Below are 26,865 nucleotides of genomic sequence, written 5' to 3' on the forward strand. Positions count from 1 at the left end.
TGGCGGAATCAGGCCGGAGTGCGGTAGAGCCGCGTGCTCAACTTCGGCAGCAGGAACGAGCGTGCCGGATCGACCAGCATGCCCGGCAGGATCGCCTGCCGCCCCAGCAGCATACGGTGCACGAGACCTTCGCGGTTCGTGAGACCCAGCTCGATTGGCCACTCGCGCCGGCCGACGCGTAGCGTCGTGGAAATGATGCGGCGGCACTCGCGCTCTCCGCTCGAACTCGTCACGTCGCGCTCGCCGATCAGGGCCGCCTCGCACGCGACCGCCAGATTGGGCTCCTCGAGCAGCGGATGCACGATGAATCGGACTTTGCGGGCCGTGATCGGCCCGAACGTCTCGATACCGTCCGCATGCAACGCCGACGTGCGCGCGCCCGTATCGACCTTCGCCTTGATCGCCAAAAGGCCGAGCGAGGGCAGCGCCACCCACTCGCGGCGTCCCAGGATCAAGGTTGATAAATCGTGCGGCATGTCATGCGTCTCTAGAGTGCTTCCGGAAAAGTGGGAACCGGTTTTCCGATAAGAAGCACGACGAAACCAAGCTCGAACGCGCCATACTACCGCAGTTGCACGCGCTCTTGCAGGCCGAATACGCAAACCCGCAATAGTACGTAGTCGTTAACGTTCCAAAGGGCGATCCGGTCAAATCGGACCCTCCCGGACCACATTGACCGCCGCCCAGGACTTGCCTATTTCAAAGCCATGTCCACGTTGCCCATCGTCAAGCTTCCCGACCCCATCCTGCGCCAGACCTCGACCCCGGTTGAGCGTGTGGACGGCGAGGTATTGAAGCTGGCCGACGACATGCTCGACACCATGTACGACGCGCCCGGCATCGGCCTGGCCGCGGTCCAGGTGGGAGTCCCGAAACGCCTGATCGTGCTCGACGTTTCCGAAACCGACGAGCCCGACCCGCTGGTCCTGTTCAACCCGGAGATCAAAAGCCTGGGCGCCGAGACCCGCATCCACGAGGAAGGTTGCCTGTCGATCCCGGACTACCACATCGAGATCGAACGCCCGGCGAGCCTCGTCGTCGGCTACATCGACCGCGACGGCAAACCGCGCGAGCTGGCCGCCGAAGGGCTGCTGGCCACCGCCATCCAGCACGAGATCGACCATCTGAACGGCAAGCTGATCATCGATTTCCTCTCGCGCCTGAAGCGCGATATCGTCGTCCGCAAGTTCAAGAAAATGGCGCGCGAACCCTCCGCGTGAGGCGTGCCTGGCCCGCTCCGGGCCGCGTGGGAATCCCAAGAATGCCGCTCAATCTCGTTTTCATGGGAACGCCGGACTTTTCCGTGCCGGCGCTGGAGGCCATTGTCGCCGCCGGCCACCGCGTGCTGTGCGTCTATTCCCAGCCGCCCCGCCCGGCAGGCCGCGGCATGAACGAACGGCCGTCCCCCGTCCACGCCCGCGCGAACGCCCTCGGCATTCCGGTGCGCACACCGCTCTCTCTCAAGTCCGCGGAGGAGCAAGCTGCATTCGCGGCCCTCGGGGCCGACGCGGCGGTGGTTATCGCCTACGGGCTCATCCTTCCTCGCGCTGTCCTCGAGGCGCCGCGCTACGGCTGCTTCAATATCCACGCTTCGAAGCTGCCCCGCTGGCGCGGTGCCGCGCCCATCCATCGCGCCATCATGGCGGGCGATGCCGAGACCGCCGTCATGGTCATGCAGATGGAAGAAGGGCTCGACACGGGGCCCGTCGCCGCGACGCAGTTGATCCCGATCGGACGTAACGTCACCACCGGAGAGTTGCATGACACCCTCGCGCGCGCCGGCGCGGAGCTGATCGTCGAAGCGCTTTCGGCGCTCGAGACCAAGGGCTCCCTGGCCACCGTCCCGCAGCCGCCGGAGGGCGTCACCTACGCGGCCAAGATCGATAAGGCCGAAGCCCGCATCGATCTTTCGAAGCCCGCACACGAGGTCCACAATCACATCCGCGGCCTGTCGCCGTTTCCGGGCGCATGGCTCGACGTGACCCCGCCGGGCGGCAAACCGGAGCGCCTCAAGATCCTCCGCACGGAACTCGCGGCAGGATCGGGCACGCCGGGCCAGGTTCTCGACGACGCGCTCGCCATTGCCTGCGGCGAAGGCGCCATCCGGCTCCTCGAGGTACAGCGAGCCGGCAAACGCGCCATGACCGCCGAAGAGTTCCTGCGTGGCTTCGCCGTCGCAAAGGGCGCGATCCTAGGCCCCGCTCTCGCCGATTAATCTCGCGCATTAATCATGCCGCGCGAACGGCGCTGAGACGGCACCGGGAGTCTCTTAAGTTGATGGAAACCAAGTTCGGAGTTTCCGCCCATGTTCCGCGCCAGAATGACCCGCACCAGCATCCTCGCTCCGGCCACCGCTTGCGCCGCCGCCGCGTTCCTCACAGGCTCCGCCTTCGCTCAGGACGCCGCGCACACGACCCGCATCGTGCCCTCGGAAACCTATGGCGCCACCGTCACCATGGAAGAAGGCGTGCGCGTTTTTCGCCCGTTTCCCTCCGAGCGCCACGTCATCATCAATCCCGAAGGGCGCACGCCGCTGAGCCTCAACTACTACGATCCTGTCACCGGCGTTCCGGTGCGCGGCCAATCCCGCCGCTGACCCCACGCCGCCGATCAAGGTTCGATTGCGCCTTGAGGTGATGGCGCGGGCAGGGTAGGCAGTGCCCTTCCCTTCGCACCAGCCACCCCTTGCGCACGCATATGAGCCGATGCCCCGCTATCGTCTGCTGATCGAATACGATGGTACGCCCTTTGTCGGCTGGCAGTGCCAGGCGGTGGGCGTCTCCGTGCAGGGCGCGCTGCAAACCGCAATTCAGAAACTCACGCGCGCGCCCGCGAGCATACGCGGCGCCGGCCGGACCGACTCGGGCGTCCACGCCACCGGTCAAGTCGCGCACGTCGACATCGAAAAACCGTGGCACGCCGCGCGCCTTTGCGACGGCATCAATTACTACCTGAAGCCGCTGCCGATCGTCATCCGCGACTGCGCCGAGGTGGACGCATCGTTCGACGCCCGCTTCAGCGCCACCGCGCGCCATTACCTGTATCGCATCCTCGCCCGCCGCGCCCCGCCCGCGCTCGAACGCAACCGCGTCTGGTGGGTGACGCGCCCCCTCGATGCCGAGGCCATGCGCGAGGCGGCGCCGGCCCTCGTCGGCCACCACGACTTCACGACGTTTCGCGCCGCCCAGTGCCAGGCGAACTCTCCAATGCGCACGCTGGACCGGTTTGACGTTACGCTGAACGGAGAGATCATCGAGATTCGCGCGTCGGCGCGCTCGTTCCTGCACAATCAGGTGCGCTCGATGGTCGGCAGCCTGAAGCACGTCGGCGAAGGCAAATGGACCCGTGACGATCTCGCGCGCGCGCTGGCCGCCAAGGACCGAACCGCTTGCGGCACGGTCGCGCCCCCGTCAGGGCTCTATCTGATGTCCGTCGATTACGGACCAGCCGGCGACGGCGACAACAGCGAAGCCGACAACAGCGAAGGCGGCCTTACCAGGCGTTGAACAGCCGCCGCACGATCCGCACGTAGAGTTGACCCGGCACCCAGCCGCGCGGCCATACCGCCAATATCCCGTTTGGCTGGTACCGCAGCCGCCACCAGCGGCCGGTTGCCGCGCGCCAGATGCTGCGCGCCACAACCACCGGCTCCGCGCCCGCTTCTTCCCAGGCCGTCAAGTTCGGCGCCACGTTCGCGACGAACTCATCGTAGGCCGTCAGTCCCGGCTTCGACGCGACCTCACGTGAGCGTTCGAAAAAGTCCGTCTTGATCATCCCCGGCTCGATGATCTTGACCTTGATGTTGAACTGGCGGAGTTCGAGCCAAAGCCCTTCGGAGAAACCTTCGAGCGCCCATTTCGTGGCGGCATACATCGAGTAGAGCGGCAGCGCCATGCGCCCCGCCGCCGAACCGACGTTGACGATCCGGCCCGCGCGGCGTTCGCGCATATGCGGCAGCACCGCCCGCGTGACGTTGAGCACGCCGAACAGGTTGGTCTCGAACTGGCGGCGGATCTGCGCGTCCGTTTGCGCCTCGAACGGCCCCATCAGGCCGTACCCAGCGTTGTTCACGACCACATCGATCCCGCCGCATTGCGCGATCACATCGGCGACCGCGCGATCGACGGACGCCTGATCCGTCACGTCGAGGCGAAACAGCCGAATGCGATCGGATTTTTGAGCGAGATTGCTCTCCTCGGGACGGCGCATCGTCGCCGCGACCGTCCAGCCGCGCTCGGCGAACAGCTCGGCCGTCGCGCGCCCGATTCCGCTCGAGGCTCCTGTGATGAGAACGGTCTTGCCGGAGGTCACGCGCAAACTCCAAAAACGCGCGTCCCGGCAATCGCCGGGACGCATGATGCAAAGCAGGTAAGTCGAATGGCTTAGTCGATCATCGACAGGAATTCCTGCCGCGTGATCGCATTGTCGCGGAACACGCCGAGCATGCGGCTCGTCACGAGATCGGTGCCGGGTTTGTGCACGCCACGCGCCGTCATGCAGTGATGCTCGGCCTTGATCACGACCGCGACACCCTGCGGGCTCAACACCTTCTCGATGGTGTTGGCGATCTGCGACGTCATCTTCTCCTGGATCTGAAGCCGCTTCGCGTAGGTCTCGACCACACGCGCGAGCTTCGAAATACCGACGACGCGGCCGTTCGGAATGTAGCCGACCCAGGCATGCCCGATGATGGGTGCCATGTGATGCTCGCAGTGGCTCTCGAACCGGATCCCGCGCAGCACGATCATCTCGTCGTAGCCTTCGATTTCCTCGAAGGTTTTCTGCAGAATGGCCTCGGGATCGTCGTGATAGCCGCGGAAATATTCTTCATAGGCGCGCACGACGCGGCCGGGCGTTTCGATCAGACCGTCACGCGTGGGATCATCGCCCGCCCAGCGTAGCAGGGTGCGAACGGCGGCTTCGGCATCGGCGCGCGTCGGCGCGGCCGCGCTCGCGGGAGTTTCTGCAGACTTGTTTTTCATGAGCGGAGGCTGCCTCATCAGGCGAAGAACATTACACCCGGCGCGGGGCCTGTGTCCGCGCGGTGAAGGATGCGAAAACGGAGGGGTGAACCCGTCCCGCCTCCCATAACATAGTGTGTGACAAGGGGAAGAAAAAGTGACCCCGTACCGGCCTGAGGCCGAAGGTTGCAGCACAAAGAACGGCCATGATTAACGATGTGCGCGGCACCTCGCCGCAACTTGTGCGGCAAACTTGGGTTTCCATATCAGGCAGGTACCCGCCACCTCCGTAATCCCCAAAAAGTCAGGACCCCAAAATGCTCAAACGCAGCGCCGCCGCCGTCGTCGCCGCATTGGCTCTCCTCGGCTGCTCGGCGCCCCTGGGATGCGCGGCGTACGCGGACGGGATGCTGTCCGATTTCCAATATCCGCACGCTGTCGAGCGCTATGCATTCACGTCGCAAGGCCAGGCGCTCGAGATGGCCTACATGGACATCGCGCCAACCGGCGCCGGGAACGGCAAGACCGTCGTCCTCTTCCACGGCAAGAATTTCTGCGGCGCGACCTGGGAAGGTGTCATCGGCCCACTCGCGAAAGCCGGATACCGCGTCATCGTCCCGGACCAGATTGGCTTCTGCAAATCGACCAAACCTGAAACCTATCAGATGAGCTTCCACCAGCTTGCTGCCAACACACACGCCCTGTTGGCGAGCCGCAGCATCGTGAACCCGATCCTCGTCGGCCACTCGATGGGCGGCATGGTGGCGACCCGCTACGCGTTGAGCTTCCCCGAGGACACCGCAGCGCTCGCCCTCGTCAATCCGATCGGCCTGGAGGATTGGAGCGCCAAGGGCGTGCCAGGCCGCACGGTGGACGAACTGCTGGCAACGGAGCGCAAAGCCGACGCCGCCCGCATCAAGGCCTATCAGCAGAAAACCTACTACGACGGCCGCTGGCGGCCCGAGTTCGACCGCTGGGTGGATATGCTCGCGTCCACGTACCGAGGAGCGAGTGCCGACCTCGCGGCCTTGTCTCAGGCCCGCGCCTCCGACATGATCTTCACCCAGCCTGTCGTGCATGAGTTTCCGAGACTGAAGATGCCCGTCGTCTTGCTCATTGGCGATCGCGACACGACGGCCATCGGCAAGGATCGCGCAGCCCCCGAAATCGCCGCCAAGCTCGGCCACTATCCCGACCTCGCGCGCGAGGCGGCGAAACGCATTCCCAATACCAAGCTGATTTCTTTCCCGGACCTCGGCCACGCCCCGCAGATCGAACGGCCCGATGAGTTCAATGCGGCGCTTCTCAACGCCCTCGCCCAGCTTCCCGCCGCGCGCTGATCGCGTCGGCTGAACGGACCTACAGGAACCTCACCGATGCCGACCTCTCACATCTCTGCCCCAGAAGCGCTCATCTACGCGATGGTCACCGTCTCGGCCGCGGATCGCGCCATCACCACCGACGAGATCTCGCACATCGGCTCGATCGTGCGCGAGCTACCGCCGTTCGTCGATTACACCGACGACTGGCTGGCGGATGCGGCTCAGGACTGCGGCAAGATCCTGCGCCGGCCCAATGGCATCGCCGAAGTCCTGGCCCTGATCAAATCGAGCCTCAACCCGCGCCTCTACGAAACGGCCTACGTTCTGAGCGCCGAGGTCGCCGCCTCCGATCTTGCGCTCCACAGCGACGAATTGAATTTCCTCGGCCTGCTCGCAGACGCGCTCGGGCTTGATCGGGAAACGTGTGCCGCCCTCGAGCGCGGCGCGCGTGCGCGTCATCAGCGCGTCTGAGTGCTTCCGAAAAAGTGGGAACCGGTCATGGCGAAGCCATGCAAGCAACGGTGTCCGATAAGAAGCACGACAAACAAAGACCCAGAGTCGTTCCGCGGATCCACTTAAGGCGGAACGGCTCGAGCCAACCCATCGGCAAAGGCGCGGATAGATCCGGCCGCCGCCTGCATGTTGGCGGCGAGCGTCGAGCCGGACCCGCGCCGCGCCCTGAAGTCGTGATCGCCGTCGACAGCCCAGCGCACCTCGATGGCGGGAGCCAGACCGTAGCCGTCGACCTCGGATCGCCCGCCGAACGGGTCGCGCTCGCCCTGCACGATCAGCGCCGGACAGGTGAGCGTCTTGAGATGAGCCGTCCGCAAGGCATCGGGCTTGTCCGGTGGATGGAACGGGTACCCGAGGCACACGAGCCCCGCGATCGCCTTGGCGTCGAAAAGAGATTGCGCCGCAAGGCTTGCGACCCGCCCGCCCATGGACTTCCCGCCGATCAACAGCCGTTGTCCCTTGCCCATCCGGCCGCGCACCGTTGCAACCGCCGCCTCGTACTCGCCCACTAGCTTTTCAGCCTTCGGTGGCGGCCGTCGCGAGCCGCCATCTTCGCGCGCGATCATGTAGGAAAAATCGAATCGCACGACGCCCAGTCCAGCGTCCGCGAGCAGGCCAGCCATGCGTTCCATCCACGCGCTCGTCACCGGCGCGCCCGCACCCGCGGCGAGCAGGATCAGCGTCTTAGACGATTGATTTCCCGTGCTCAGAATGTCCGCCATCGCCCGCCCTCGCGCATGGTGCCTGCCGCTTTGCTGATGAACGTCATGCAATTTGCCCGCGAAGTGACATCGCTGTCGCAATTTGGCCCAGCCGTCGGCTAGGATACCCGAACCATCATGATGCGAGAATGCATGTCGCTGATCCGACACGTCGCGCCCTGGCTGTTGCCGCTCCTCGTCCTCGCCAGCTCCGCCCGCGCCGAAGACGCGGCCGTGACTGATGACGGCGGGCGCTCGTGGCATGGTCCTGCCCGCCTTGCTGCCGAGGCCGCCGAAGCCCAGATTGCCGAAGCCCAAAATCAAACTCCAGCCGACGCGTTCAACAAATCGCTCGACAACGACGCCGTCGTTCCGCCCGCGCCCAAGCCCGCCGAGCGTCCGGCGGCCACAAAGGTCGCCCCGAAAGACAAGGCGGCAACGCCCAAGAAAGCCGATCCCGCCCCCGCCGCGAAAGCCGCCGAGCCCGCAGCCAAGCCGGCAGGCGCGGCCCCGGCAGCCAAGAAGGAGTTGGCCAAGCAGGATACGGCCCAGCCCGGCGCGGACAAGAATGACGCCGGCAAGACCGACGCCAAGGCCGCAAAGAAGGAAGCCAAAAAACCAGTCCCCAGCGCCAAGCAACTGTTCGGCACGGTCAAGACCGCAGCTCCCCTCAAAGCCCGCGCCGTCGGCTGGTACGCCAAGGGATGCCTCTCGGGCGGCAAGGCGCTCGCCGTCGACGGCCCCGGCTGGCAGGTGATGCGCCTCGCACGCAATCGCAACTGGGGCCACCCCGATCTCGTCGCCCTGCTCGAACGATTGGCCAAGGAATCGACGGCGGCCAAGGAATGGTCGGGATTGCTCGTCGGCGACATGTCCCAGCCGCGCGGCGGACCCATGACCTCCGGCCATGCCAGCCATCAGGTTGGCCTCGACGCCGACATCTGGCTGACCCCCATGCCCGATCGCACGCTGACCCGCCGCGAGCGCGAGGACATGTCAGCCGTGTCGATGCTCGCCAATGCCGGCGCGGTCGATCCCAAGGTCTGGGGCGACGGGCAGGTGAAGCTGATCAAGCGCGCCGCGTCGTACACGTCCGTCGAGCGCATCCTGGTCCACCCCGCCCTCAAAAAAGCGCTCTGCGAAGCGGCCGGCAAGGATCGCCACTGGTTGAATAAAGTGCGTCCCTACTTCGGGCACTTCTATCACTTCCACGTCCGCATCGGTTGCCCCAGCGGCTCGACCAATTGCCAAGCGCAGCCGCCCGTGCCCGACGGCGACGGCTGCGGCGCCGAGTTGACGGACTGGCTGAAGCGCGTCGCACCCAAGAAAAAGCCGCCGATCGCTCAGAAACCACCGGAGAAACCCTCGAAGCCGGCCGCACCGAAGCCGGAAATGACGCTCGCGGACCTGCCGGCCGATTGCACGACGGTGCTGATGGCGGGCGGCAACAAGCCGCCGACCGAACCGGCCGAGGTCGTGGATCTGAGCAAGAATGCGGGTCCGGAAAACGATGTCACGGCCGTCACGGCCGCGCCCGAGCCGCCCAAGCCTCCGTCGAAACCACCCGACGCGACGCCGACCAAAACGAACTGAACTCCGCTCGCGCGCGGTTTCCCGTCCATGTGCAGCGCGCCCCTCACCAGGGAGCGATGCGGCGAATGGCTTCGCCGAGCCCCGTCCGTCATGGAGAGGCCGTGTTTTGCAGGGAGAGCGAAAAAGCTGGCGGAGATCCCAGTTGGTTTCGCCAACGCCAATTCCCTCTCCCCTTGGGGAGAGGGTTAGGGTGAGGGGGCACGGGACGAAATCCACAGAAGTCTAGGCTACCGCGCCGGGCCGCAGGGGCGGATGCCCGAACGGCCGCACCGGCACCGTGTAGACGCCCTCTGCCGCCACCGAAACGATCTCCCGCTCGGGCCAGCGCAGCGCCGTGAGCTTGCCGCCGAAGCAGCATCCCGTGTCGACACAGATCGTGTTATTCACCCAATCGGCATCCGGCACCGGCGTGTGCCCGTACACGATCGAGGTTTTGCCCCGGTACTCGGCCGCCCAGTGGTAGCGGATCGGCAAGCCGAACTTGTCCGTTTCGCCGGAGGTTTCGCCGTAGAGGCAAAACCGGCGCACGTCCCCCGTCGCCTCTCCCAGCATCTCGCTCTTGATCCCCGCGTGCGCGACCGCGAGGCGCCCGCCGTCGAGCCAGAGATAGAACGGCAGCCCGTTGAAAAAGGTTCGCACCTCCGCGCGGAAGGCCTTCGGCTCGCCTTCGAATTGCGCGGCCGTCCGGTCGAGACCATGCGTTGTCGCGACCGTCTTGCCCTCGAGCCACCGCACGAATTTGACGTCGTGATTGCCGGGCACCGCGTAGGCCACGCCTTGCGCAACCATGGCCATGATGACGCGCAGCACGTCCGGAGAGCGCGGCCCGCGGTCCACGAGATCGCCGACGAAGATCGCGCGTCGCCCGGCGGGCGCCGTGACGTCCACATGGACAGCGCCAGGCTCTCCGCTCCAGCGCACCCTGTAGCCGAGCCGCCCAAGCAGATGCTCGAGCTCCGTCGCGCACCCGTGAACGTCGCCGATGATGTCGAAAGGGCCGGGATCGTCGCGGCGGTCCGACGGCCCGCGGGCACTATCTGAAAATTTGCTGTCGGTCATGCCGGCTCATTAAAAAAGCAGCGTGACACGTGCGTGACGATCACGTCTCGATGAATTCTTCCACCTGTCGCCGCGGACGCGGCACGTCGGTCACGAAATCCTGCAAATGGTCGAGGCCCCGAGGAACAGGACCTCCATACGCCCAATCCAAAAGCTCGACCGTATGCACGAACGGAATGTCTTGGCCGGAATCGAGCTGCGTGATGCAGCCGATATTTCCCGCCGCCACCACATCCGCCCGCGTTGAGCGAATGTTGTCGAGCTTCCGCTTCTTGAGCTGCCCGGCGATCTCAGGTTGAAGGATGTTGTAAGTCCCAGCCGAGCCGCAGCAAATGTGACCTTCGGGCACATCCACCACCGCAAAGCCGGCCTGCTTCAGCAAGGCTTTCGGCTCATCGTGCACCCGCTGCCCATGCTGCAGCGAACAGGCCGAATGATAGGCAACGCGCAGCGACGACCACCGTTCCGGCGCGCCGAGCTGGTACTCGTAGAGAAACTCCGACACGTCCTTGGCGAGGCTCGAGACCTTGGCCGCATCGTGAGCGTAGATGGGGTCGGCGCGCAGCATATGGCCATAGTCCTTGACCGTCGTGCCGCAGCCGGACGCGTTGATGATGATCGCGTCGATCTGTCCCCGGTTGATCTCCTTCGACCACGCATCGACGTTGCGGCGGGCTTGGTGGTTGGCGTCTTCCTCGCGTCCCATGTGCTTCACCAGCGCCCCGCAGCAGCCGGCCCCGTGCGCCACGATCACGTCGACCCCACGCCGCGCCAGCAACCGGATTGTCGCGTCGTTGATGTCGGGCCGCAGCACCGGCTGCACGCATCCCGTCAACAGCAGCACGCGCGCGCGCCGTTCGCCGTGCGTCAATGCCTCGCCCGGCCCGCCGTAGCGCCCTTCGCGCACCTTGGTCGGCAATGGCGCAAGCGCGATCATCGCCGCCACCTCCTTGAGCCCGACACGCTCGAGCATAGGGATGAAGGGACGGCCAAGCGGCGCGAGCTTCACCGCCAGCCGGAAGCGGCGCGGATAGGGAATGATGAAAGCGAGCAGCCGCCGCAGCGTGCGGTCCTTCCAGCTGCGCGGGCTGCGCTCCTCGATCTCGGCGCGCGCCGCATCGACGAGATGATGATAGTCGACGCCGCTCGGACACGTCGTCATGCACGAGAGACACGTCAGGCAGCGGTCGATGTGATGGCGCACCTGATCGCTCGGCGCGCGCTCGCTGCTGCGCTCGAACATGTCCTTGATGAGATAGATGCGCCCGCGCGGGCTGTCCCGCTCGTCGCCCAGCACAACGTAGGTCGAGCAAACCGCCGTGCAGAGCCCGCAATGCACGCAGCGCTTCAAAATGCTGTCGGCTTCCGCGACGCGCGGATTGGCAAGATCGTCGGCGGAAAAGTTGGTCTGCATCGTCAATCTTTCGCAGAAAGAAATCCGGAAGTCAGAACGCCACAGCGACGCATATCATAGCGACGCGTACATGCGCCCGGGATTGAGAATGTTCATCGGATCGAACGCCTGCTTGATGCCGCGTGTGATCCGGTCCACGGCCGGTCCCAGCGGCTGGAACACCTCGACCGTCCTGCGTACCGGCTCGTCCGCCCGGATCAGCGTCGCATGCCCACCGTGCGTGGCGACGGCGCGGCGGATATCGGCGCTGCCGGCGTCGGCCGACGCGGGCGTCTCGAGCCAGATCAGCCCGCCCGACCAGTCGTAATACGCTTCCACCTTCATGTGCCGCCGCACGGACGCCACCAGCGATGCCGCCATGCTGGGTGCCGTTGAAATGCGCCAGATATGCGTCCCGTTCGGCGGGAAGAACGAGAACCCACGCATTTCGCTCCAGAACGCCAGCGAGCTTTCGAGGTCGAGTTCGACCGGCTCGCCGTAGGCGCGCAGCGCGTTGCGCAGCCGCTGCTTGCGGTAGCTGATCGAGCGCGTGAAGTTTTCCAGCCGGATGGCGGTCACCGACCGTTTCTCCCTCGACAGCGTCTTGTGCTTAAGCCGCGACACGAGAGCGGGCGCGAGATGCACGGTGCCCGAAACCTCGTACGGCTCCGTCAGCGCCAGGCTCATGAGCTCGACGGCCAGATCGTCCGTGAGATTGGGATAGATCAGCGTCAGCACGTCGTCCGGCAGCGGAAGCACCTTGAACGTCACTTCGGAGAGCACGGCGAGCGTGCCCCAGCTTCCCGCGAGCCCGCGCGCCACGTCGTAGCCGGTGACGTTCTTCATCACCCGCCCGCCCGACTTGAAGATCTCGGCGTGTCCGTTGACGCCGCGCACGCCCAACAGGTAGTCCCGCGCCGCACCCGCCGAAATCCGCCGCGCCCCCGAGAGGTTGGCGGCGAACACCGCGCCGATGGTCTGCTGCCCCGCGCCGGTGCCGAGCATCGGCCCGAGATCGATCGGCTCGAACGGTAGCATCTGCCCGCGCGAGGCCAGCTCCACCTCGACTTGCGACAGCGGCGTTCCAGCTCGCGCCGACATCACGAGTTCGGCGGGCTCATAGAGCGAGATCCCGCGCATGGCGCCGGTCGTCAGCACTACGGGCGCAACCACCGGCCGGCCAACGCCGCGCTTCGAGCCCGAGCCGAGAATTTCGACCGGGATGGACCGCTCCGAAAGGGCGGTCAACATGCTCTTGAGCTCCCACTCGGTCGCGGGCCGCATGATGTCACTCATCTTGGGCCCCCTTACGCTGCCGCTTCCGACGGCGGCGCATCCGCGCGCGCACGCGCGCTCCGCGCCTTGTCCATGTAGGCTTGCACGTCGTCGAGCGGGAACACCTTGCCGAAGTTGAGCAGCCAGTCCGGATCGAACACCGCCTTGATGCGCAACTGCACCGCGATATCGTCCTCGGTGAACTGCACCCGCATCAGATCGCGCTTTTCGAGCCCAACCCCGTGCTCGCCCGTCAGGCATCCGCCGACCGACACGCACAGCTTGAGGATCTCCGCGCCGGCCTGCTCGGCCTTGTCCGCCTCGCCCGGCGCATTGGCGTCGTACATCACCAGCGGATGCAGATTGCCGTCGCCGGCATGAAAGATGTTGGCGACGCGGAGCCCGTATTTCGCGCAGATCACCGAGATCTGCTCCAGCACATGCGGCAGATGCGCGAGCGGGATCGTCCCGTCCATGCAGTAATAGTCGGAGATCCTGCCGATGGCGCCGAACGCCGACTTGCGGCCCTTCCAGATCTTGGCGCTCTGCTCGGGCGATCCGCTGACCACCAGCGCCTTGGGATTGAGCTCGTGCGCGATACTCGCGATATAGGCGAGCCGGTCGGCAATCTCCTGCTCGGACCCTTCGACCTCGATGATCAGCAGCGCCTCGACATCCATCGGATACCCGGCCTTGGCGAAGGCTTCGCACACCTCGATGGCCGGTTTGTCCATGAACTCGATGGCGACCGGAATGATGCCGGACGCGATGATCCGCGCCACGCAGATGCCGGCCTTGGCGCTCGATTCGAACCCGATCATCATCGGCCGCGCCCCTTCGGCCGCGCGCAGGATGCGCACCGTCGCCTCCGTGACGATCCCGAACTGCCCCTCGGACCCGACGATCAGGGCGAGCAGGTCGTAGCCCTCGGCATCGAGATGCGCGCCGCCGATGTCGACCACCTCGCCGTCCATCATCACCATCCGGACGCCGAGAATGTTGTTGGTCGTCACCCCGTACTTGAGGCAATGAGCGCCGCCCGAATTCATGGCGATGTTGCCCGCCAGCGTGCAGGCGATCTGGCTCGACGGATCGGGCGCGTAGAAGAAGTCTTCCGCTCCCACCGCTGCCGAGATCGCGAGGTTGGTGATCCCGGCCTCGACGCGCGCGAAGCGGTTCTGGAAATCGATCTCGAGCACCCGGTTCATTTTCGAGATGCCGACGACGATCGAATCCTCCAGCGGCACCGCGCCGCCCGCGAGCGACGTTCCCGCTCCGCGCGGCATCACCTTGATGCCGTTCGCCTTCGCATATTTCAGCACCGTCGCGACGGCCTCCGTGGTGCTCGGCAACACGATCGCGAGCGGCATCCTGCGGTAAGCGGTCAGCGCATCGGTCTCGAACGCGCGCCGCCCGTCTTCATCCGAGATCACGGCGTCGGCCCCGCACAGCGCCACGAGATCGCGCACGATCGCATCCCGTCGTCCGACGATCTCCGGATCGGGAAGCGGAAGCGCAATGGACGCCATCTTTTTCATTCCTCGCGGATTTGACGGGCCGCCGAACGACTGCACGCAACAACCGCAGCACGCAACGGAGAGGCCATTCGGTTGCCGACTACATATCCGAACCACGGCCGTTGCGCGACCCGGAAGAGCGACGAGGATCGCCGCACGCGCCGCCGTGCTCATCGCAATCGCGGCGCAGGCCAGCGGACCCGATTGCCGGGTCAAAAACGAGTCTCGCACGCGTGCGTCGGCGCCGCAAACCCCAATCCTGCGGCGGGCCTCGCCGGTTGAACGCTGTGGCGTCCGCGGGCCGGGCGCGTTACAATTTTCCCACGACGAACCACCACCGAGCAGCGCCCATCTGTGGAAACAAACCAGTCTGTGGAAGCTGAGACGTCCCCCGAAAAGCCGCGCGTCGGTCTCTTCGTCACCTGCCTCGTAGACCTGTTCCGCCCGTCGGTTGGCTTCGCCTCCGCACATCTGATCGAAGCTGCAGGCTGCGCCGTCGTGGTGCCTGCCGGGCAGACCTGCTGCGGTCAGCCCGCCTACAATTCCGGTGATCCGGACACCGCCCGCGACCTCGCCTTGCAGACCGTACGCGCCTTCGCCGGGCTCGATTTCGTCGTCGCCCCCTCGGGCTCCTGCGCTGCCATGCTGCGCCTCCACTACCCGGCCCTCTTCAAAGGCCGCGACGAAGAGCGCGAGGTTGCGGACTTCGCCGCCCGGGTCCACGAGCTGACGTCGTTCCTCGTCAACGTCCGCGGCGCGACCGATACGGACGCGCGCTTTGCCGGCCGCGTCGTCCATCACGATGCCTGTTCGGGCCTGCGCGAACTGGGCATCCGCAGCGAACCCCGCACGCTCCTCGCCGCCGTCGACGGGTTGCAGCTCGTCGAAGCCGCCGAGATCACGGCCTGCTGCGGTTTTGGCGGCTTGTTCTCCGTCAAGTACCCCACCATCTCGACCGCGATCGCGGACCGGAAGATCGACGACCTGCGCGTCAACGAGCCCGATCTCGTCACCAGCGGCGATCTCGGCTGCCTGATGAACCTCGCGGGCCGCCTTCATCGAACCGGCCGTGCGCTGCCCTGCCGGCACATCGCCGAGGTGCTGAGCGGAGACCTGCACGACCCGCCCATCGCCGGACCCGTCATAGCCGCCGGCCAACCCGCATGACGCCCACGACCGCGAGCTTCAAGCAGAACGCCACCGCCGCCGTCGCGGATCGGGATCTGGCGCGCGCCCTCGCCGGACTGCCCGGCGGGCTCGTCGCCCAGCGCGCCGCCGCCATGGCGCGCATGCCGGAGTTCGAGGCGCTGCGCAACGAGGGACGCGACATCCGCGACCACACCATCGCGCACCTCGACATCTATCTCGAAGCCTTCGCCGCGAAGGCCGAAGCCGCCGGCAGCCGTGTGCACTGGGCGGCCGACGGCGATGAAGCCCGCACGATCATCGCCGGCCTCTGCCGCGAGCGCGGCGCACGCCTGATCGCCAAGGGCAAATCGATGATCTCCGAGGAAATCGGCCTCAACCGCCACCTCGAGGACCTAGGGATCGAAGTTTTCGAAAGCGATCTCGGCGAATACCTGCTCCAGATCCGCGGCGAAACCCCGAGCCACATCATCGCCCCGGCGATCCACCTGAGCCAGCACCAGGTCGAGGCGGACTTCCGCCGTCACCACGCGGACCTCGCCGCCGGCCGCGATCTCTCGACGCCCGAAAGCCTGGTCGCGGAAGCGCGCGCCGTCCTGCGCCGCCGCTTCCTGGCGGCCGACATCGGCATCACGGGCGCCAACTTCCTGGTTGCAGAGACAGGCTCGGCCGTCATCGTCACCAACGAGGGCAACGGCGACCTCTCGGCCCAATTGCCCAAGACGCACATCGTGCTCGCCTCGATCGACAAGGTCGTGCCGACGCTCGACGATCTGGCGACCTTGCTTCGCCTGCTGGCACGGTCCGCCACCGGCCAGGACATGACCGCCTACACAAGTTTGCTGACCGGCCCGAAAGCCGCCGGAGATCCGGACGGCCCCGAGGAATGCCACATTGTCATCGTCGACAATGGCCGGACCGACATGCTGAAAAACGGCATGGGCGAGGCGCTGCGGTGCATCCGCTGCGGCGCCTGCCTCAACCACTGCCCGATCTACAATGCCATCGGCGGGCACGCGTACGGCTGGGTCTACGCGGGTCCGATCGGCGCCGTCCTCACGCCCGCCTTCCTCGGCATCGGCCCGGCGCGGGATCTCCCGCACGCCACCACGTCGTGTGGAAAGTGCGACGAGGTCTGCCCCGTCAAGGTTCCGCTCACGCGCCTGCATCGGACGTGGCGCGAACGAGCGTTCAAGTCCGCACCCCGCAAACGCGAACAAGCCGTTCTTAGGCTATGGGCGTTCTTCGCCAAGCGCCCGCGCCTCTACCATCCGGCCGCACGTCTCGCGATTGCCGCCCTCGGCGCACTGAAGCCCGCGCGCAACCCCTTCCGCTGGCTGCCCTTCGCGCGCGGCTGGACCGCGCGCCGCGATCTGCCCACGCCGCAGGGCCGAACCTTTCAACAGCTCTGGGCCGAACGCCAGCGGGGAGTGCCCGATGACGCGTAACGCCGTCTTCGCCAACATCAGATCCGCCCTCGGCGAAACCGGCGCGCAGGATCGCGCGCGCGCCGTCGCCGCCCGGCGCGCGCAACCGCCTCACCATCCCTTGCCCGCCTTCGCGCAGGAAGAGGGAGCGGAGCGCGTCGAACGCTTCGTACGATGCCTCCAAACCCAGGGTGGTGCGGATGTCTTGACGGGACACGGCCTCGCCGGTCTGCCGGACGCGATAGCCGCAGTCGCCGCGTCACTCGGATCGGTCCCGTCGCTCGTGATCGGAGACGATGAACGGCTGGCCGCGCTCGACTGGCCGGGTGATCTCAGGCCGAAGCGCTGGACGCGCGATCAATCCCTCGGCGACGGCACGGCCGCCGTTTCGCATGCTTGGGGCGCGGTGGCGGAAACCGGTACGCTTCTTCTGGCATCGGGCGCGGCAAACCCCGCCTCACTCGCGTTCCTGCCCGAAGTGCACATCGTGGCCGTCGCGCGGAACACCATCGCACCGTCTTTTGAGGAAGCCTTCGCGCGTCTGGGGTCGGATTTGAGTCCGCAGCGCTGGCCGCGCGCCGTCAACCTCGTCTCGGGAGCGTCCCGCACCGGCGACATCGGCGGACGCATCGTCAAAGGGGCTCACGGCCCACGGCGCCTTGCGGTGTTCATCTACGGAGAGTGACGCGATGGAACGGATCGTCCGCTGCTGGATGGCCGTCTGTCAGTTGGTTAGTCCATCACTGGATCGAGAACACGCGATCGTTCTCGCGCCGCCGCACCATGCGCGCCACGCCGCCCCAGGCGTGGGAGCGGCTCGCATCGCCGAGCTGGCGGTGCAGGAGGGAAAAAAAGTCGGCAACCTCGGCCGCGAACGCCCCGTGCCGCCCTTCGAGCACGACGGCCATGAGTTCGGCATCGTGAATGACGGATGCTTCATTTTTCTTCTGGGCGGGAGAGCTGCGCATGATTGACCTCGTGACGGGACGTCCGCCCCAAAACGCAAGATCAGCGCCAAGCCCGCGCGCGGCCCGCGGGGCTTGAAAATGCGGAATTTTCCAGGAACCCGTCCCTGATGTGGCCGGCCGGGCCGCGATCCGTCCCAATATTGAAAAGTGCGCCGGGACACCGCCCCCTCGACCTGTCCCAGGTTGAGATGATGGTCCTCAAGGGCGGAATGCCAGACGGGCTTCGTTAACGCGGGGAAGTCTGAGCCAAGCTCACTGGGGCTTCGCGGCCGGTGCGCCTGCGGCGACCTCATCCTGATCGCCTGCCGGCGGCGGCGCGGCCTTCTGGACATCAAAAGCGTCGACCGCACGATCCTTCTTCTTTTTGACGATGCCGTCCTTCTTGCGGATTTTCTTGCGCACCGGGGCATTGCCGCAATCGTACGACATCACGGTTTTGCGCACGCTCGTCACCGGCTTCGCGGTGCTCGCGATCTCCATCGCGTCCAGGCTTTGGGCATGGTTGAAGAGCCGCTTCCACCCGTAGCTGTGGAAACCATGCTCGAGCAGGGTCGCCGCCCTCAGCGTCCGCTTCGCGCCCGACGACTCGCCCAGCACGACGGCCATGAGCCGATGCCCGTCCCGCGTCGCGCTCGCCACGACGTTGTATCCGGAATCGCAGGTGAACCCGGTCTTCAATCCGTCCGCACCTTCGAACGATCGCAGCAGACCGTTATGCGTGCCGATCAGGATCTTGCCGACCTTGGCATTGAACATCGACCAATAGGGCGCGTGCTCGGGGTATTCGGTAACGACCGCGCGCGCCAGCTTGGCGAGATCGCGCGCCGTCGTCACCTGCATCGGCGCGGGCAAGCCACTGGCGTTGACGAACTGCGTGCGCGTCATGCCGAGGCGCTGCGCCGTCCGGTTCATGAGCGCGGAAAATTCGACCTGCGAGCCGCTGATCGCCTCGGCCAGCACCACGGCCACATCGTTGGCCGATTTGATGATCACCGACTTCAGCGCCTGATCGACCGTAAGCGTCGCGCCGACATGAAGCCCGAGCTTCATCGGCGGCTGGATCTGCGCCTGCGCGCTGTAGGGAATGCGCTGCTCAAGCGTGAGCTTGCCGGCTTTGATCGCCTCGAACGTGAGATAGGCCGTCATGATCTTGGTGAGCGACGCCGGATGCCACTGATCGTCGGCGTCCTCGGCGTAGAGCACTTGTCCGTCCGTGGGATCGAACACGAGCGCGGGGCCTCCGGCGCGGGCCTGCGCGCCGAAAATGAAGGTCAATGCCGCGAGCGCGGCTGCCGGGATCCTACTGGCTCGCATGGCCTTCCTTGAACAGCGAAACGCTTCCGCGCACGTAACACATTCGTTCGTGCAGCTGCAATGTGCCCGGGTGCGATTCCCCGGGCCGGTGTCAAAGCGGTGCCACCTGAACGAAGGCTCCGGAGCGTGAGTTTACGCCCATGGCCGCGCAGACGCATCCCGCGCTTCGAAGTCCTTGATCGCTTTTTCTTTTTCCAGAGTCAGTCCGATATTGTCCAAGCCATTCAGCAGACAGTGCTTGCGGAATGGATCGACGTCGAAGCGGATGACGCCGCCATCGGGGCCACGGATCTCTTGCGTTTCCAGATCCACAGTCACCGTTGCGTTTGCGCCCCGGCCCGCATCGTCCATCAGTTTGTCCACCTGCTCCTGCGGCAGCTTGATCGCCAGAATGCCGTTCTGGAAGCAGTTGTTGAAGAAAATGTCGGCGAAATCCGGAGCGATGACGCACCGGAAACCGAAGTCCAGCAACGCCCACGGCGCATGCTCGCGCGACGACCCGCAGCCGAAATTCTCGCCCGCGATCAGGATCTCGGCATTGCGGTAAGCCGGCTTGTTGAGCACGAAATCGGCTTGTTCATTGCCCGCCTGGTCGTAACGCAGCTCGTAGAACAGCGCCTTGCCGAGGCCCGTCCGCTTGATCGTCTTCAGGAACTGCTTCGGGATGATCATGTCGGTGTCCACGTTCCGCAGGGGGAACGGGGCTGCGACGCCGGTGAGCTTGGTGAAATTCTGCATGAAAATGTCCCGCGTCCTGACTTCGTGATCGAGAATAGCGTGGTGTGGGATACCTCGGCGTCAAATACAAGCGAGACGCTCAAGCCCTGAGACTGTCGGCCAGCGCCCGGAAATAGCCCTCCGCGGCGAGCAAGCGGTCGATCCGCAGCCCATGCGCCGCCCGAAGGCCACCCCGGCCGGGACCGAGCTGTTCGAGCCGCCTTTTAACGCCAGCCAGCTTTCGTCCGTCAAGATGGTGTTGCAGCACGCCAACTAAGGTTTCGAGATACCCCGTGATGCGGCCCAATTCCCGCACCAGCCCCCGTCGCGCGGCTTTGTCGTGGGGAACGTGCGCCAGGCGCGCCGCGCACGTTTGCGCCCGGTCGAGCGTATCGGCGATGGCGTCCGCATACCGCGCCACCTTGGCCCGCCGCCCGTCGTCGAGCGCCGAAATCGCACCGGCCCACCGGCTGAGCGTCTCGGCGATGGCGAGGCACCGCTTCGGATAGTCGATGAGTTGCATGGATCGGCCGGCCCGACGGAACTGGGACGCCCGATTTTAGGCCGCGGCCGGTTGCCGGGGACAACTGAACGTCACCGGGCGGCCCCCGGGACGGCCCCGGGTCAGCGGATCGAAGGATCGGCGAAGCACTGGCGCATATAGGAACAGCGGTGCGACCCGGCGAAATGCATGCTGTCGCCCTTGGACGGCGAAATGAACTGACAGATTTCCTCGAGCCCGGTCTCGTCCAGCCATCCCTGCCGCCGCCCGCGCTGCACGGCGAAGCAGTCCGCCGTCTCTTCGTCCGGTCCCCGGAATTGATGCCCGCATTCATGCGCATAGATCCAAAGCTTGACGGGCGTCGAGACCTTGGCGAGCAGCTTCGGATTGAGGATCAGAAAGCCCGGATAGGCCGCGCCGTAGTCGTCGAGCTGGCTGTCGATCACGGTCGGGCGCTGGCCGCACACCTGCTGGCGCCCGTCGAGCTTCAGCTCTCCGGGCTGGAGGACGTGGGCGTCGCCGCCCACATGCTCGGCATACTCATCGGGAGAAGGGACATCCTCTGCGCGAGCAGGCTGCGGACCAAGCACCGTCACGGCGAGAAAAAGACCCGCGGCGACCCATCCGAACACTCGCAACACGGGACGATGAGCCGTCGTCAAATCGCACCCCACCCTACTGTCGAACACCCCTCGTGGTGTCGAACGCACGCCGGATGCTGCTCGCCCCGTGCCACGGCCGAATACGGCTTCGGGCACGATAATCCTAATGAGATCAAGCGAGATCACCGGAAGTGCGCATCACGTCGAGAATGTTGGTCCACCCTAGCAGGACAACCATCAACTGCAAAAGTTAACATTCGTCCGGAATACCTGTGCCCCAATCGGCCTGCGGACTGCGGCTGAATTGCCGCGCGCCGCCACCGAGGGGACGGCCTGTTCAGGGTCCGGCATCCTCTTCGATCTCTTCCATATCGTCGTCGGAAAAGCCGAAATGATGGCCAATTTCGTGCACCAGCACGTGCGTGATGATCTCGCCGAGCGTTTCCCCGCTCTCCACCCAGTAATCCAGGATCGCGCGCCGGTAGAGAAACACCATGTCGGGCTCGCGCGGCACATCGAGCGAGCTTTTCTTGTCGAGGCTCAGGCCTTGGTAGAGGCCCATCAGGTCGAACGGATCTTCGATGTCGAGCTCGTCCAGGACCTCGTCGAGCGCAAAATCCTCGACCCGGATCACGAGGTCGCGACAGACCTCACGGAACTCGGGCTCGATCCGCTCCCAGGCGGCAGCCGCAATCACTTCGAATTCCGCAAGGCTGGGCGCCGTCGCCGCTTTCAGATCCGCCGCCATCCCGCTCTCCCCGCATCCGCACCATGAAACGTGCGAACGCGAGAGATAGGCCGTTACGCCGCCCGAGAGCAAGCGCGCTGGCGACCTCGCGAGCGCCTTAGGCCTGCCAGCTGCGGATGTCCACGAAGTGGCCGGTGATCGCGGCAACAGCCGCCATCGCGGGCGAGACGAGATGGGTCCGCCCCTTGTAGCCTTGACGCCCTTCGAAATTGCGGTTCGAGGTCGAGGCGCAGCGCTGGCCCGGCTTCAACTGGTCCGGGTTCATGCCGAGGCACATCGAGCAGCCCGGCTCGCGCCATTCGAAGCCCGCCGCCGTGAAGATCTTGTCGAGACCTTCCGCCTCGGCCTGCTCCTTCACGAGACCGGACCCCGGCACGATCATCGCATACGCGAGACGGTCGGAGATCGACTTGCCCTCGACGATGCGGGCGACCTCGCGCAGGTCCTCCATGCGGCCGTTCGTGCACGAGCCGATCCACACCACGTCGAGCGGGATGTCGGTGATCTTGGTGCCGGGCATGAGGCCCATGTAATCGAGTGCCCGCACCATTGAGGCGCGCTTGTTCTCGTCGGCCACCTCGGCCGGGTTCGGCACGACGCCGGCGATCGACACGACGTCCTCGGGGCTCGTCCCCCAGCTCACGATCGGCGGCAGCTTGGTCGCATCGAGACGCACTTCGCGATCGAAGTGCGCGCCCTCGTCCGTGCTGAGCGTCTCCCAGTACTTGAGCGCCATATCCCAGGCCTGCCCCTTGGGCGCCTTCGGACGGCCCTTGATGAAGGCATAGGTCTTCTCGTCGGGCGCGATCATGCCGGCCCGGGCGCCGCCTTCGATCGACATGTTGCAGACCGTCATGCGGCCTTCCATCGACAGGTCGCGGATTGCCTCGCCCGCATACTCGATCACCGAGCCGGTGCCGCCTGCGGTGCCGATCTCGCCGATGATGGCGAGGATGATGTCCTTCGCGGTCACGTGCGGCGGCAGCTTGCCGTCGACGGTCACGCGCATGTTCTTGGCCTTCTGCTGCACCAGCGTCTGCGTCGCGAGCACATGCTCGACCTCGCTCGTGCCGATGCCGTGCGCCAGCGCGCCGAACGCGCCGTGCGTGGAGGTATGGCTGTCGCCGCACACGATCGTCGTGCCCGGCAAGGTGAAGCCCTGCTCGGGGCCGACCACGTGCACGATGCCCTGGCGCTTGTCGCGCTCATGGAAGTATTCGACGCCGAAGTCGCGCGCGTTCATCGCCAGCGTTTCCACCTGGATGCGGCTGTCCTCGTCGGCGATGCCCTTGGTGCGGTCGGTCGTCGGCACGTTGTGGTCCACCACCGCCAGCGTCTTCTCCGGCGCACGCACTTTACGGCCCGACATCCGCAGCCCTTCGAACGCCTGCGGGCTCGTCACCTCGTGCACGAGATGGCGGTCGATGTAGAGCAGGCAGGTGCCGTCGGCTTGCCGGTCGACCACGTGGTCGTCGAAGATCTTGTCGTAGAGCGTTTTGGCCATGATCGGTGTCCGGAGGCAAAAGTGCTGACGGAGAGCCGGACCCGGCACGGGCCGGGCGCGGACCGGCGCTCCAAGGGAAGCACGACAATCCAATGAGACGCATGAGATAGCGTTTCGCCCGCCGAGTTGCAAATCGGCAAGCCAAAAAAAGCCCATCAGCAGGCGGCGAAGTCCCGGATCGCGACGTTTTGCGCGGCCCAAGGCCCTCCCCAGGCCCGCCATGAGGCGGGCGGCGCCGACTGAAAATGGCCGGGCCAGAAACGGCCCGGCCAAGTCTGACCGGCACGGCACACCTGGGGTGGTGGCGTTGACCCACGGGACGCCGCTCCGGATATGCCTGATACGGACTTCCCAGTGTTTGGATCATATGACGATGGATCATCGCGCGTCGGGGATCGTCGTCACCCCCACAACGCACCAGCAGGCGACGTTGGCCGCTATTCGCGCCAGTGCCGCGCCTTGGCGACCAGGAAGTCGCGCAGCACCTGCACCTTTTTCGAACCCTTGAGTTCTTCCGGGTAGACGAAAAGCACCGGCAGGCTCGGCGGCTGTACCTCGCACTTCGTCAGCACGGGTACGAGATCGGTGTCCTGCTCCGTCATGTAGTCCGGGATCATCCCGATCCCGATGCCGGCCAGCACGCCTTGCTTGATCGCCACGACGCTGTTCGTCTTGAGCACGGCCTCGCGCGGCTCCCCTGCGGGACGCCCCGCCGTCTCGAGCCAGCTGATGGCCGGCAGCAGCTGAGGCGGCATACCGCTGTAGGTCAGGATGCGATGCACGCCATTGTCGAGCTCCGCGAACGTTTCCGGCACGCCGAAGCGGCGCGTGTACTTGGCCGACGCCATCGGCCGCACCTGCGCCGAAAACAAGGGCCGCCGGATGAGATCCGGCTGATCCGGCTCGCGGGTCCAGATCGCGACATCCGCCGCCCGCATGGCGATGTCGATCTGGTCGTCGTCGAGCAGCAGCTCGATGCGGATCTCGGGATAGAGGTCCATGAACTCGCGCAGGCGCTGCGACACCCACACCGTCCCGAGGCCGACAGGCGCCGCGATGCTGAGCAGTCCCGAGGGTTTCGTGGTCGTGTCCGCCAGCAGCGTCTCGGCGGTCTGGAGCTTGGTCATCACCTCGGCGACCGTACCGTACAGCAGTTCTCCCTGCTCCGTCAGCACGAGACCGCGCGCATGGCGGTGGAACAGCGAAACTTTGAGGTCGCGTTCGAGGGCCGAAACCTGCCGGCTCACCGCCGACTGGCTCATGTTGAGGGCATCACCGGCGTGGGTGAAGCTGCCCGCGGCTGCGGCCGCGTGGAAAATCCTGAGTTTGTCCCAGTCCATGAGGCAATCCTCGGTGAGGCGAATGAAACGGCGATTGGAGCAATGAGTGCGCAAATCAAAGCGGGACGTATACGCACCGTCCTCAGAGCAATGCAATTATTAGATAACACGGATCGTTTGCCATCAGAAAATGCATACCGGCGCGGTTGTACCGCAGGTGTAACCGCCCGTTGGCAAGGGCCCTGCCCGATGCCTATATCTGAGACACTTCCAAACCAATGAGCCTGGAAATTACCCTTCCGCGCCGCCAGCATAGGTCAAAATCGAGATGAGATTGAAGACAGCAGCCGCTCTTGCACTCACCGCGGCCCTCGCCGCCTGCGGCGACAGTCACACGCCAACCAAGTTGTGGGAGGCCACGGGTTTCCAGAACCCCGAGTCCGCCCTCGCCGACACGGCGTCCGGCACCATCTACGTCAGCAACGTCGCGGGCGGCCCGGCCGACCGGGACGGCAACGGCTACATCTCCAAGCTGTCGCTGGACGGCAAGGTGACGGCCGAGAAATGGGTGACGGGCCTCGATTCCCCCAAGGGCCTCGCCCTCACCGGCGGCAAGCTCTACGTCGCCGACCTGGATAAACTCGTCGAGATCGACGTCGGCTCGGGCGCGATCGTCACCAAGCACGAAGCGGCCGGCGCGAAGATCCTGAACGACGTCGCGGTGGACGGCGAAGGCCGTGTCTACACGTCCGACTGGCCGGGCAACGCCATTTGGCGGCTCGAAGGCGGCACGTTCGAAAAGTGGCTCGAATCCGACAAGCTGGCCAACCCGAACGGGCTCCTCGTCGAGGGCGACAAGCTGATCGTGGCCGCCTGGGGCGCGATGGAAGCAGACTTCTCGACCAAGACGCCCGGCCACCTCCTGACCGTGAGCCTCGCCGACAAAACCATTGCCGACCTCGGCAACGGCAAGCCGATCGGCAACCTCGACGGCCTCGAGCCGTTCGATGCCGACAGCTACCTCGTGACTGACTGGGTCGCCGGCAAGGTTTTCCAGATCACGCGCGCGGGCGACGCCAAGGAACTGCTTTCGCTCGGCCAGGGCTCGGCGGATCTCGGCTACATCCCCGCCACGCGCACGGCGATCATCCCGCTGATGGTCGCGGGCAAGGTCGTCGCCTACAAGTTCTGAGGCGAACCCTCTCCCCTGTTGCGAACGGGGGAGAGGGCATTTCCCGCTATTCCGCGGCGGCGTGCGTGGTCGCAGCCGTTGTGGCCACGCCGACATGCAGGAACTTCTCGGCTTCGAGCGCAGCCATGCAGCCCATGCCGGCCGCAGTCACCGCCTGCCGGTAGATATCGTCCTTCACGTCGCCGGCCGCGAATACGCCCGGAATGGACGTCGCCGTCGAATCCGGGGCCGTGATCAGATAGCCCGACGGCTTGGTCTCGAGCTGTCCCTTGAACAGCTCCGTCGCCGGCGCATGCCCGATGGCGACGAACACGCCGTCCACCTTGCGCTCGGTGATCTTGCCCGTCTTGACGTTTTTGATCCGCACGGCCGAAACCGAGCGCGGCTCCTGCGTTCCCACGATCTCCTCGATCGCGCTGTCCCACACCACCTCGACCTTGGGGTTCTTGAACAGCCGGTCCTGCAAGATCCTCTCCGCGCGGAAGTGATCGCGCCGATGCACGACGACGACCTTGCTGGCGAAGTTGGTGAGGAAGATCGCCTCTTCGACGGCCGTATTGCCGCCGCCAACGACCACGACTTCCTTGCCCTTGTAGAAGAAGCCGTCGCACGTCGCGCACGCCGAAACGCCGTAGCCCTTGAACGTCTGCTCGCTCTCGATGCCGAGCCAGCGAGCTTGCGCGCCGGTCGCGATGATCAGCGCGTCGCATGTGTAGTGATCGCCGGAATCGCCCTCGAGCCGGAATGGCCGCTGCGAAAGATCGACCTTCACGATGTAGTCCATCACGATCTCGGTGCCGACATGCTCGGCCTGTTCGCGCATCTGCTCCATGAGCCACGGCCCCTGGATCACGTCGGCGAAACCGGGATAGTTCTCGACATCTGTGGTGATCGTCAGCTGACCGCCGGGCTGGTTGCCCTGGATCATGACGGGGGACAGCATGGCGCGGGCGGCATAGATCGCAGCCGTATAGCCGGCCGGGCCGGACCCGAGAATAATGACGCGTGCGTGTTTGGCGTTGCTCATGACGACCCTTCTGTTCGCCGGACCGCGCTGCCAAGCCACCCTGTGAACGAAGCCACCCAGTAAAAGGGCGGTCGTCCAGCGGCGCTCGGGCGTGCGAATCCCCC

At 65.7% G+C, this 26,865-nt stretch carries 28 protein-coding genes; 11 read left to right on the top strand and 17 right to left on the bottom strand.

Features of this window, described 5'->3' with window-relative positions:
* Nucleotides 1-8: 8 nt before the first annotated feature.
* On the bottom strand, nt 9-476 hold the full coding sequence (locus tag ACTIFK_RS07310) for an ATP-dependent zinc protease family protein (protein WP_439542393.1): 468 nt from the start codon (nt 474-476) through the stop codon (nt 9-11).
* A 231-nt stretch (nt 477-707) separates the two neighbouring features.
* Here ACTIFK_RS07310 and def point away from each other — a divergent pair, with 231 nt between their 5' ends.
* The 4 genes from def (at nt 708) to truA (ending at nt 3,506) form a co-directional block, all read left to right on the top strand.
* On the top strand, nt 708-1,220 hold the full coding sequence (gene def / locus ACTIFK_RS07315; protein WP_439542394.1) for a peptide deformylase: 513 nt from the start codon (nt 708-710) through the stop codon (nt 1,218-1,220).
* A 41-nt stretch (nt 1,221-1,261) separates the two neighbouring features.
* A complete protein-coding gene (fmt, locus tag ACTIFK_RS07320; RefSeq protein WP_439542395.1) occupies nt 1,262-2,215 on the top strand; it encodes a methionyl-tRNA formyltransferase in 954 nt (317 codons plus the stop codon).
* Between the two features lie 90 nt (nt 2,216-2,305).
* Nucleotides 2,306-2,596 (top strand): hypothetical protein, encoded by a 291-nt coding sequence (locus tag ACTIFK_RS07325; protein ID WP_439542396.1) that lies wholly within the window; start codon nt 2,306-2,308, stop codon nt 2,594-2,596.
* A 109-nt stretch (nt 2,597-2,705) separates the two neighbouring features.
* Nucleotides 2,706-3,506 (top strand): tRNA pseudouridine(38-40) synthase TruA, encoded by an 801-nt coding sequence (gene truA, locus ACTIFK_RS07330; RefSeq protein WP_439542397.1) that lies wholly within the window; start codon nt 2,706-2,708, stop codon nt 3,504-3,506.
* On the opposite strand, the gene ACTIFK_RS07335 is transcribed toward truA, so the two are convergent.
* Together ACTIFK_RS07335 and folE are read right to left on the bottom strand one after the other, a co-directional pair.
* Complete coding sequence (locus ACTIFK_RS07335) at nt 3,493-4,311, bottom strand: SDR family oxidoreductase (protein ID WP_439542398.1); 819 nt, start codon at nt 4,309-4,311, stop codon at nt 3,493-3,495. The two genes, truA and ACTIFK_RS07335, sit on opposite strands and share 14 nt — an antisense overlap.
* A gap of 71 nt (nt 4,312-4,382) precedes the next feature.
* Nucleotides 4,383-4,982: a GTP cyclohydrolase I FolE gene (gene folE / locus ACTIFK_RS07340; RefSeq protein WP_439542399.1), complete on the bottom strand. Its 600-nt coding sequence runs from the start codon at nt 4,980-4,982 to the stop codon at nt 4,383-4,385.
* 296 nt (nt 4,983-5,278) lie between these two features.
* On the opposite strand from folE, the gene ACTIFK_RS07345 reads away from it, so the two are divergent.
* Both ACTIFK_RS07345 and ACTIFK_RS07350 read left to right on the top strand, forming a co-directional pair.
* A complete protein-coding gene (locus ACTIFK_RS07345; protein WP_439542400.1) occupies nt 5,279-6,301 on the top strand; it encodes an alpha/beta fold hydrolase in 1,023 nt (340 codons plus the stop codon).
* A gap of 36 nt (nt 6,302-6,337) precedes the next feature.
* Complete coding sequence (locus ACTIFK_RS07350) at nt 6,338-6,754, top strand: tellurite resistance TerB family protein (protein WP_439542401.1); 417 nt, start codon at nt 6,338-6,340, stop codon at nt 6,752-6,754.
* Nucleotides 6,755-6,858: 104 nt separating this feature from the next.
* Here the strand turns inward: ACTIFK_RS07350 and ACTIFK_RS07355 are convergent, their stop codons facing one another.
* Nucleotides 6,859-7,518, bottom strand: coding sequence for an alpha/beta family hydrolase (locus ACTIFK_RS07355; protein WP_439542402.1), 660 nt, complete (start codon nt 7,516-7,518; stop codon nt 6,859-6,861).
* 132 nt (nt 7,519-7,650) lie between these two features.
* On the opposite strand from ACTIFK_RS07355, the gene mepA reads away from it, so the two are divergent.
* Nucleotides 7,651-9,090 (top strand): penicillin-insensitive murein endopeptidase, encoded by a 1,440-nt coding sequence (gene mepA, locus ACTIFK_RS07360; RefSeq protein WP_439542403.1) that lies wholly within the window; start codon nt 7,651-7,653, stop codon nt 9,088-9,090.
* A 222-nt stretch (nt 9,091-9,312) separates the two neighbouring features.
* Here the strand turns inward: mepA and ACTIFK_RS07365 are convergent, their stop codons facing one another.
* From ACTIFK_RS07365 to ACTIFK_RS07380, 4 genes are read right to left on the bottom strand one after another with little or no spacing between them, the layout of a single operon-like run.
* Nucleotides 9,313-10,149 carry a metallophosphoesterase gene (locus ACTIFK_RS07365; protein ID WP_439542404.1) on the bottom strand — a complete coding sequence of 279 codons (837 nt, stop codon included), beginning with the start codon at nt 10,147-10,149 and terminating at the stop codon, nt 9,313-9,315.
* A gap of 40 nt (nt 10,150-10,189) precedes the next feature.
* Nucleotides 10,190-11,563 (bottom strand): glycolate oxidase subunit GlcF, encoded by a 1,374-nt coding sequence (glcF, locus tag ACTIFK_RS07370; RefSeq protein WP_439542405.1) that lies wholly within the window; start codon nt 11,561-11,563, stop codon nt 10,190-10,192.
* Between the two features lie 54 nt (nt 11,564-11,617).
* Entirely contained in the window at nt 11,618-12,838 is a 1,221-nt protein-coding gene (locus ACTIFK_RS07375) for an FAD-binding protein (protein ID WP_439542406.1), read from the bottom strand.
* A gap of 11 nt (nt 12,839-12,849) precedes the next feature.
* Nucleotides 12,850-14,346: an FAD-linked oxidase C-terminal domain-containing protein gene (locus ACTIFK_RS07380; RefSeq protein WP_439542407.1), complete on the bottom strand. Its 1,497-nt coding sequence runs from the start codon at nt 14,344-14,346 to the stop codon at nt 12,850-12,852.
* A gap of 360 nt (nt 14,347-14,706) precedes the next feature.
* Here ACTIFK_RS07380 and ACTIFK_RS07385 point away from each other — a divergent pair, with 360 nt between their 5' ends.
* Genes ACTIFK_RS07385 through ACTIFK_RS07395 form a run of 3 tightly spaced genes read left to right on the top strand, consistent with a single transcriptional unit; the run spans nt 14,707 to nt 17,592 of the window.
* Complete coding sequence (locus ACTIFK_RS07385) at nt 14,707-15,501, top strand: (Fe-S)-binding protein (RefSeq protein WP_439542408.1); 795 nt, start codon at nt 14,707-14,709, stop codon at nt 15,499-15,501.
* Complete coding sequence (locus ACTIFK_RS07390; RefSeq protein WP_439542409.1) at nt 15,498-16,928, top strand: lactate utilization protein B; 1,431 nt, start codon at nt 15,498-15,500, stop codon at nt 16,926-16,928. The genes ACTIFK_RS07385 and ACTIFK_RS07390 overlap by 4 nt, the downstream gene beginning before the upstream one ends.
* A complete protein-coding gene (locus ACTIFK_RS07395) occupies nt 16,918-17,592 on the top strand; it encodes a LutC/YkgG family protein (RefSeq protein ID WP_439542410.1) in 675 nt (224 codons plus the stop codon). Before ACTIFK_RS07390 ends, ACTIFK_RS07395 begins: the two co-directional genes overlap by 11 nt.
* Before the next feature lie 55 nt (nt 17,593-17,647).
* Here ACTIFK_RS07395 and ACTIFK_RS07400 read toward each other — a convergent pair whose 3' ends face one another.
* From ACTIFK_RS07400 to ACTIFK_RS07435, 8 genes are all read right to left on the bottom strand, one after another.
* Nucleotides 17,648-17,875, bottom strand: coding sequence for a hypothetical protein (locus ACTIFK_RS07400; RefSeq protein WP_439542411.1), 228 nt, complete (start codon nt 17,873-17,875; stop codon nt 17,648-17,650).
* 252 nt (nt 17,876-18,127) lie between these two features.
* A complete protein-coding gene (locus tag ACTIFK_RS07405) occupies nt 18,128-19,189 on the bottom strand; it encodes a D-alanyl-D-alanine carboxypeptidase family protein (RefSeq protein ID WP_439542412.1) in 1,062 nt (353 codons plus the stop codon).
* Nucleotides 19,190-19,321: 132 nt separating this feature from the next.
* Entirely contained in the window at nt 19,322-19,927 is a 606-nt protein-coding gene (gene leuD, locus ACTIFK_RS07410; RefSeq protein ID WP_439542413.1) for a 3-isopropylmalate dehydratase small subunit, read from the bottom strand.
* 79 nt (nt 19,928-20,006) lie between these two features.
* Nucleotides 20,007-20,429: a hypothetical protein gene (locus tag ACTIFK_RS07415; protein WP_439542414.1), complete on the bottom strand. Its 423-nt coding sequence runs from the start codon at nt 20,427-20,429 to the stop codon at nt 20,007-20,009.
* A gap of 101 nt (nt 20,430-20,530) precedes the next feature.
* Complete coding sequence (locus ACTIFK_RS07420; protein WP_439542415.1) at nt 20,531-21,070, bottom strand: hypothetical protein; 540 nt, start codon at nt 21,068-21,070, stop codon at nt 20,531-20,533.
* 277 nt (nt 21,071-21,347) lie between these two features.
* Nucleotides 21,348-21,758, bottom strand: a complete 411-nt coding sequence (locus tag ACTIFK_RS07425; protein ID WP_439542416.1) for a metallopeptidase family protein — start codon at nt 21,756-21,758, stop codon at nt 21,348-21,350.
* Nucleotides 21,759-21,855: 97 nt separating this feature from the next.
* Entirely contained in the window at nt 21,856-23,262 is a 1,407-nt protein-coding gene (gene leuC / locus ACTIFK_RS07430; RefSeq protein WP_439542417.1) for a 3-isopropylmalate dehydratase large subunit, read from the bottom strand.
* Nucleotides 23,263-23,699: 437 nt separating this feature from the next.
* Nucleotides 23,700-24,602, bottom strand: a complete 903-nt coding sequence (locus ACTIFK_RS07435) for a LysR family transcriptional regulator (RefSeq protein ID WP_439542418.1) — start codon at nt 24,600-24,602, stop codon at nt 23,700-23,702.
* Nucleotides 24,603-24,870: 268 nt separating this feature from the next.
* On the opposite strand from ACTIFK_RS07435, the gene ACTIFK_RS07440 reads away from it, so the two are divergent.
* A complete protein-coding gene (locus ACTIFK_RS07440) occupies nt 24,871-25,734 on the top strand; it encodes an SMP-30/gluconolactonase/LRE family protein (RefSeq protein ID WP_439542419.1) in 864 nt (287 codons plus the stop codon).
* A 46-nt stretch (nt 25,735-25,780) separates the two neighbouring features.
* Here ACTIFK_RS07440 and trxB read toward each other — a convergent pair whose 3' ends face one another.
* Entirely contained in the window at nt 25,781-26,761 is a 981-nt protein-coding gene (trxB, locus tag ACTIFK_RS07445; RefSeq protein ID WP_439542420.1) for a thioredoxin-disulfide reductase, read from the bottom strand.
* Between the last annotated feature and the right edge of the window lie 104 nt (nt 26,762-26,865).

The sequence above is a fragment of the Hyphomicrobium sp. genome (assembly GCF_051860585.1).
Lineage (GTDB): Bacteria > Pseudomonadota > Alphaproteobacteria > Rhizobiales > Hyphomicrobiaceae > Hyphomicrobium_C.

Excerpts from the sequence above, each read along its gene's own strand:
- ACTIFK_RS07310 (WP_439542393.1), bottom strand. The coding sequence starts at position 476 with ATGCCGCACGATTTATCAACCTTGATCCTGGGACGCCGCGAGTGGGTG.
- def (WP_439542394.1), top strand. The coding sequence starts at position 708 with ATGTCCACGTTGCCCATCGTCAAGCTTCCCGACCCCATCCTGCGCCAG.
- fmt (WP_439542395.1), top strand. The coding sequence starts at position 1,262 with ATGCCGCTCAATCTCGTTTTCATGGGAACGCCGGACTTTTCCGTGCCG.
- ACTIFK_RS07325 (WP_439542396.1), top strand. The coding sequence starts at position 2,306 with ATGTTCCGCGCCAGAATGACCCGCACCAGCATCCTCGCTCCGGCCACC.
- truA (WP_439542397.1), top strand. The coding sequence starts at position 2,706 with ATGCCCCGCTATCGTCTGCTGATCGAATACGATGGTACGCCCTTTGTC.
- folE (WP_439542399.1), bottom strand. The coding sequence starts at position 4,982 with ATGAAAAACAAGTCTGCAGAAACTCCCGCGAGCGCGGCCGCGCCGACG.
- ACTIFK_RS07345 (WP_439542400.1), top strand. The coding sequence starts at position 5,279 with ATGCTCAAACGCAGCGCCGCCGCCGTCGTCGCCGCATTGGCTCTCCTC.
- ACTIFK_RS07350 (WP_439542401.1), top strand. The coding sequence starts at position 6,338 with ATGCCGACCTCTCACATCTCTGCCCCAGAAGCGCTCATCTACGCGATG.
- ACTIFK_RS07355 (WP_439542402.1), bottom strand. The coding sequence starts at position 7,518 with ATGGCGGACATTCTGAGCACGGGAAATCAATCGTCTAAGACGCTGATC.
- mepA (WP_439542403.1), top strand. The coding sequence starts at position 7,651 with ATGTCGCTGATCCGACACGTCGCGCCCTGGCTGTTGCCGCTCCTCGTC.
- ACTIFK_RS07365 (WP_439542404.1), bottom strand. The coding sequence starts at position 10,149 with ATGACCGACAGCAAATTTTCAGATAGTGCCCGCGGGCCGTCGGACCGC.
- glcF (WP_439542405.1), bottom strand. The coding sequence starts at position 11,563 with ATGCAGACCAACTTTTCCGCCGACGATCTTGCCAATCCGCGCGTCGCG.
- ACTIFK_RS07375 (WP_439542406.1), bottom strand. The coding sequence starts at position 12,838 with ATGAGTGACATCATGCGGCCCGCGACCGAGTGGGAGCTCAAGAGCATG.
- ACTIFK_RS07380 (WP_439542407.1), bottom strand. The coding sequence starts at position 14,346 with ATGGCGTCCATTGCGCTTCCGCTTCCCGATCCGGAGATCGTCGGACGA.
- ACTIFK_RS07390 (WP_439542409.1), top strand. The coding sequence starts at position 15,498 with ATGACGCCCACGACCGCGAGCTTCAAGCAGAACGCCACCGCCGCCGTC.
- ACTIFK_RS07395 (WP_439542410.1), top strand. The coding sequence starts at position 16,918 with ATGACGCGTAACGCCGTCTTCGCCAACATCAGATCCGCCCTCGGCGAA.
- ACTIFK_RS07400 (WP_439542411.1), bottom strand. The coding sequence starts at position 17,875 with ATGCGCAGCTCTCCCGCCCAGAAGAAAAATGAAGCATCCGTCATTCAC.
- ACTIFK_RS07405 (WP_439542412.1), bottom strand. The coding sequence starts at position 19,189 with ATGCGAGCCAGTAGGATCCCGGCAGCCGCGCTCGCGGCATTGACCTTC.
- leuD (WP_439542413.1), bottom strand. The coding sequence starts at position 19,927 with ATGCAGAATTTCACCAAGCTCACCGGCGTCGCAGCCCCGTTCCCCCTG.
- ACTIFK_RS07415 (WP_439542414.1), bottom strand. The coding sequence starts at position 20,429 with ATGCAACTCATCGACTATCCGAAGCGGTGCCTCGCCATCGCCGAGACG.
- ACTIFK_RS07425 (WP_439542416.1), bottom strand. The coding sequence starts at position 21,758 with ATGGCGGCGGATCTGAAAGCGGCGACGGCGCCCAGCCTTGCGGAATTC.
- leuC (WP_439542417.1), bottom strand. The coding sequence starts at position 23,262 with ATGGCCAAAACGCTCTACGACAAGATCTTCGACGACCACGTGGTCGAC.
- ACTIFK_RS07435 (WP_439542418.1), bottom strand. The coding sequence starts at position 24,602 with ATGGACTGGGACAAACTCAGGATTTTCCACGCGGCCGCAGCCGCGGGC.
- ACTIFK_RS07440 (WP_439542419.1), top strand. The coding sequence starts at position 24,871 with ATGAGATTGAAGACAGCAGCCGCTCTTGCACTCACCGCGGCCCTCGCC.
- trxB (WP_439542420.1), bottom strand. The coding sequence starts at position 26,761 with ATGAGCAACGCCAAACACGCACGCGTCATTATTCTCGGGTCCGGCCCG.